This window comes from Pseudanabaena biceps PCC 7429 (assembly GCF_000332215.1).
Lineage (GTDB): Bacteria > Cyanobacteriota > Cyanobacteriia > Pseudanabaenales > Pseudanabaenaceae > Pseudanabaena > Pseudanabaena biceps.
Window position 1 is genome coordinate 1 of the sequence record NZ_ALWB01000286.1, and the last position, 6,115, is coordinate 6,115.

Below are 6,115 nucleotides of genomic sequence, written 5' to 3' on the forward strand. Positions count from 1 at the left end.
TAAAGTACCTGTGGCTTCGCTTGCGCTCAGCCAACGTAGCTGAGCGCAAGCGAAGCTAGATAACTGGCTTACTTTTCCCGTTATCTCTGAAACCTTCTCTGTGCAAGGGTTTCAGAATCCAGCCTATTTGCAATAAGTTTCACTTAATGACAATACGCAACGCTAGAATAAGGCTTGTGGCAGTAGGAATATTGACGGTTACGCTGGAATAAAAAGATAACGGGAAAAGTAAGAGATAACTGGGGGGACATTTTTTATCCGCAAGAGCCTTAGGGCAAAATCAAAACCCAAGAAGGAAAAGTTGGTGCGAAGCGCCAACTTTTCCTTCTTGGAGAACGATGCCCCAGCTACATTAATTGGTTGTGTTTTAGTTGGCAGCTACCCGACGGGAAATATTTGTTACAAAATCCATCACAAAACGATCGCTTTGAAATGCCTGAAATGTTCTTTGACATATTTGTTGCAGTTTATCGAGCGAGATGGGAGATTTACGTAGGTCGGATGGTATTTCAGGCTGCTCTAAATATGCCACAAAACTCATGCCGCCGATATGGGTTAAGTAGGCCGCAGTAACCGCTTGTACTGAACCGCCGATCGCATAGGTGACCGCATTGACCTTAAAACAAGAGGCGATCGCAGAAGTAGCAATTTCTATACAGCCGAGCTGCAATAGTTGTTGAGCGATCGTCATTGCATACTGCTGAGCCTGTTTGAAATTTAAGGGGCGATCATAGGTTTTGGCAAGATCGATCAACATTTGGGTATTGATGGCGGCTCCCGCGAGGAGATCAATCGCGGGAATTGGGTTGGCAAAAACCGTTGTGGCGGCGATGAATTGATAGCGATTGATAATCGTAGTTGCATCTTGGCGGCGTTCTTGCGCGATCGCACCATTTATTGCTTGCCACAAGCTTACGATTTGCTGATGGGTATTGGAGATCAGCAAATCCTCCCACTCGTTAGACAGAATTGATTCGATACGTTCTTTCAATGCGCTGACATCGGGCGGAAGCTCTTCCCACCATTCCTTTGCGACTTCGTTATGCGCTGATATATGGGTTGGCGAATTGGCATGGGCTGAGCTATATTGACGGACTTTGATCGGACTTGGTTGGGCGGAAACCGCTACAATATCCGTCTCTGCTAAAAATTCGGCGGTGCGCTGCTTGAGCTTCTTAAGGATGCCTTCGCGATCGCTGGGTAAATATAAATCCGTCTTATTAAATACTAAAATTACCCGCTTACCCAAACCCGTAAGATCTTCGAGGTCGCGATATTCACTATTAGTCAAATCACCTGCGGTGACAAACACCATCAAGTCCGCATTTCGGGCTATTTGTCGCGACTCCAATTCCCGCTGCTGACCCATTGCCCCGATTTCCTGCGTACCCGAGGTATCGAGGAGTGAAATTTGGCGCTTGAGCTTTGATTCCAAATTGCGATCGCTATGGATCGGATTGATACCAACAGGAGAAAAGTCGATCCCCTGATAGGCATATTCTTGACGGTTTGTGGTTGTCCCGATCTCGGCTCCAGTTTTGCCCAGCTTTCGTCCCATTAGGGCATTAAGTACCGAAGTTTTACCCGCCGACCCCGTCCCAAAAATGACGATCCGAAAATGATTTTTTTGGAGATTACTGGAAATTTGACGAGCTTGGGCATCAAGTGACTCCCGCTCGATCGGATTGGCAATCTTAATGATCGCCGTTTGAATTTGTTCTAGTTCTTTAAATAAAAAACTGCGATCGATAACTTGAGGTTGCTCGTTCGCCGCAGCAAAACTCTTGCGCACATTTGTAAACAAAAGCGTTCCGCCCACCATCATCGTGGTGATGCTCAGGAGATGCCAGTCATGTTCTAGCGAAAACAGCGCATTGGCGATCGCCGCAACACTGATTATCCCTAAACCTAACAGCCATTTTTTGGGGAAACTTTTGTGGGACAAGACTGTGCGATAGTTCAGCATTCACAACGTACTCTTCAAAATTAAATTTTAAATATCTTAGATAAATATCTTAGACTTATAGCGGTTTTTCGATGGCTGCAAGCTAATTTGAAAGCTAATTTGCAAGCCAAAAATTAATCTCAATCAGGGTTTTGACTTCTCATTTTGGCGATCGTCAAAATGAAAACCACCATTTAGGTTCGTAGCAGATGGGAATGTGAGGATGTGATTCCCTTATGATTCACTCGTGATTCACTATGTATATGGCATTCTTCTGCATCCTCACATTTACTCAGAAAGGAACTGATTTTACTATAAACCTCAAGATGGCAATACAAATTTTATAGCAATCTCAGCCCGAAAAAGTAGAATGGTTAAGAACGACACTTACTGCTCTTAGCTTTTACGAATTTTTAAGATATAGGCAAATGCTCAACGGAACGAATATTTTTTTGGTTGGTATGATGGGTGCAGGTAAAAGTACCATAGGTAAACTTTTAGCGCAGAAGCTAAGCTACAACTTTGTCGATACCGATCCCTTAATCGAACAATGTGCAGGCAAGTCAATAACTGATATTTTTACCCATGATGGGGAAGATCTATTTCGCGATCTCGAACAACAGGTACTATCGCAAGTCTCGTCCTATACCCGTCTTGTCGTGGCAACAGGTGGGGGCATTGTCTTGCGATCGCTCAATTGGTCGCACCTCCATGATGGGATTGTCGTTTGGATCGATGTCCCCGTCGATGTTCTACACGAACGGCTTAAAGCTGAATCTGAAAATCGTCCCCTATTGCAAACTGAAAATCCACTACAAAAGCTGACCGATATCTACGAGCAAAGGCGCGATCGCTACGCTCAAGCAGATATTTCGATTATGGTTGACGCTTCCGAAGCGATCGAATCCGTGAGCGATCGCCTACTAAGCATGATTCAATCGCGGATCGTACCCGATCGACTTAAGCAAGACACTATAGCAACGTAAGAGATAGCTAGGATGAATCAAAACCTCAAAGATGAGTGGCGGCGCTTCGCGCCGCCACTCATCTTTGAGGTTTTATGTCCTAAGCAAACCTTACGTTGCTATAGCCTCGAATCCTAGAGCTGAGGCGGTAATTTGCTCCATCTATACTTTCTGGGTTTGCGATCGGAATCTTAGGGATGCTAAGATATCTCTTTCGATTTACCTAAAATTGGCATTGCTTAAGCTCATGCATAACCTTGCAAGTGGAACAAGAGTACTTGGATAGGCATCAAGGCTCTTAAAAGTTGGGACTAACCGCAAATCTTAGTGCTGATATGACACCATCATCCCCTTCTCGCATACCATCTATAGATACGAACGCTACGATTGATGTGATTGCAGAGATCGAATCTTCCAGCGAATTTCCTTCTGCTAAGCACAACCCACACCCAGCTTTATCAAATTTTCAAGAAGCTTCAGAGCCTAGCTCTAGTGCTTTAACCGTAACCAAAGGCGGTAATTTTGCCTCCGTGCTCGCCCCTCTCACCCCCGAAAAGTTTAGTCAGGTGGTGAATGATGTCGAGCAAAGGTTGCGGATTGTCAATCAAACTCTCGGTATGCTCAACACCGATTTTGATGTGATTCTTGATGAAATGCTACAAGCGATTCGGGGCAAAATCGGCGAATTATTATCCGCAGACCGCACCACAATTTTTTTGTTAGATGCTGATAAAAATCAGCTCTGGTCAAATGTCACCGATGAAAAAGGTAAAAACATTGAGATTCGCATTTCCACGGAGCCAACGAGTATTGCGGGCGAAGTAGCTACCTACGGTCAGATCGTTAATATCCCCTTCGATTTTTTTGACGATCCCCGCTCGACTCAGGCTAAAAAGCAGTTTGAGCGCACTGGTTATCGTACTTACTCAATGCTCGCCATGCCCCTACTGAACGATAACGATCAGTTAGTTGCCGTCGTTCAGCTCATTAATAAATTACAGGTCACCGATCATTCACTGCCCCTTGAAGAACGTGTTGACAATATTGGGTTTACTGAAGAAGATCAGGCTCTTTTTGCTCAATTTGCGCCATCGATGCGCTTGATTTTAGAGAGTTCTCAGGCTTTTTATTCGGCCGCCCAAAAACAACGGGCTGCTGATGCACTGATGAAAGCGGCGATGTCTCTCGGACAAAGTTTAGACTTAGAGACCACCCTAAAAAAGGTAATGGACGAAGCTAAGCTGCTAATGAATGCCGATCGCAGTACGCTCTGGCTAATCGATCGCGATCGCAATGATCTCTGGACGCAGATCGTTAATCAGGATGGCACAACTAAAGAATTGCGCGTACCGATGGGTGTTGGTTTTGCGGGCAGGGTAGCCATTACGGGCGAAGTCCTCAATATTCCCTTCGATCTATACGATCATCCCGATGCCGATAACTCCAAAAAATTCGACCAAGCCAATGGTTACCGTACCTGTAGCTTGCTCTGTATGCCAGTCTTTAACTCTAACAAAGAATTAATTGGCGTGACGCAACTGGTTAACAAAGTTCAGCGTGGTGAATTTCCCGAATACGATCCCACGATCTGGCCAGCCCCTCCCGAACGCTTCAAAGCAAGCTTCAATAGTAATGACGAAGACTTTATGAAGGTCTTTAACGTGCAAGCGGGGGTTGCCCTCGAAAATGCGAAGCTGTTCGCGAAAGTGAAGCAAGAACAGCAAATGCAAAAGGATATTTTGCGAAGCCTATCCGATGGGGTGATCTCCACCGACAAACATGGCAAAATCATCGCCGCTAACGAAAGAGCCTACGACCTGCTGGGCGTTGACGATACCTTGTTAGAGGGTAAATCAGTTTACGAGTTGATTAATATCGAAACTGCAAATTTCACAAAATGGTTTGACACCAGCTTGGAAGGTAGCGATGAAAAGAGTCGCAAGCAGTATTATCCCGATCAGACGCTGCGCTCTACCGATGGCGAGCAGCATAGTATTAATATCTCCATTAATACTATGTCCGAGGGTGATGAAGGAGAAGGCGTACGTGGCGCTCTCGTCGTGATGGAGGACATTAGCCAAGAGAAACGACTAAAGAGTACGATGTATCGCTACATGACCCAAGAATTAGCGGAGCAGCTTTTAGCAGGCGGTGATGCCAAGATGGGTGGCGATCGCAAAGAAGTTTCCGTCCTCTTCTCTGATATTCGCAGCTACACGACCCTTACCGAGTCGCTTGCCGCCGAAGATGTGGTCATGATGCTAAACGAATATTTTGAAACCATGGTGGAAGCGGTCTTTAATTACAAAGGTACGCTTGATAAATATATTGGTGATGCGATCATGGCGGTGTTTGGCTCACCCTTGCCGATTCCCGATCATGCGTGGATGGCAGTGCAGACGGCTCTTGATATGCGCGATCGCTTGCAAGAGTTCAATATCAAGCGCATCGAAAAACTCAAGCCCCAAAATCAAAAGGAACTCGATATGGCAACGATTAAAATCGGGATCGGGATCAACTCCGATACCGTCATCAGTGGCAATATTGGCTCTACAAGGCGGATGGAGTTTACGGCGATCGGTGATGGTGTCAATCTTGGTTCGAGGCTCGAAGGTGCGAGCAAGCAGTATGGTACGGATGCCATCATTAGTGAGGCGACCTATAAGCTCTGTGGCGATCGCCTCTGGGTACGCGAACTAGATCGCATTCAAGTCAAGGGTAAAAATCAACCCGTGAGTGTTTATGAGTTAATCGGATTGAAATCCGATCCCCTCAAGGAAGTTCAACATCGGATTATTGAGCATTACCACGCTGGGCGAGAACATTACCTTGCCCGCAAGTTTAGTAAAGCTGTAGCCGAGTTTGCTGAAGTTCTAGAACTCGATCATCACAACAAAGCTGCCAATATTCACATTACCCGTTGTCAGCATTTCTTGCTCAATCCTCCTGAAAATGAATGGGATGGAGTATGGAGAATGACCGAGAAATAATACCAATTCCCAAAATGGCGTTGCCATTTTGGGAATCTCAAAACCTTACTGGATTTGTTTTTTAACGTGAGTTCGGGTAGTCCTAAAAAGGAAAGGATGAGGGAAAATATCTAGATGGTTGTTACAGATTAAAGCAATGTCAGAGTCAAGTCCATCAAGTCCATCATGTCCATCCTGCCAGTCCGTATCAGTAGGTTAAAAACGGTGTACTCGGC

At 45.4% G+C, this 6,115-nt stretch carries 3 protein-coding genes; 2 read left to right on the top strand and 1 reads right to left on the bottom strand.

What is annotated here, in order from left to right:
- Window positions 1-367 precede the first annotated feature (367 nt).
- The gene (locus PSE7429_RS20835; protein ID WP_009629342.1) at window positions 368-1,966 is read right to left on the bottom strand and encodes a YcjF family protein; all 1,599 of its coding nucleotides are present in this window, start codon (window positions 1,964-1,966) and stop codon (window positions 368-370) included.
- A 407-nt stretch (window positions 1,967-2,373) separates the two neighbouring features.
- Between PSE7429_RS20835 and PSE7429_RS20840 the strand changes: the two genes are divergently transcribed.
- Window positions 2,374-2,931 (top strand): shikimate kinase, encoded by a 558-nt coding sequence (locus tag PSE7429_RS20840; protein WP_009629343.1) that lies wholly within the window; start codon window positions 2,374-2,376, stop codon window positions 2,929-2,931.
- A gap of 314 nt (window positions 2,932-3,245) precedes the next feature.
- Window positions 3,246-5,900 (top strand): adenylate/guanylate cyclase domain-containing protein, encoded by a 2,655-nt coding sequence (locus PSE7429_RS20845; RefSeq protein WP_009629344.1) that lies wholly within the window; start codon window positions 3,246-3,248, stop codon window positions 5,898-5,900.
- Window positions 5,901-6,115: the final 215 nt, after the last annotated feature.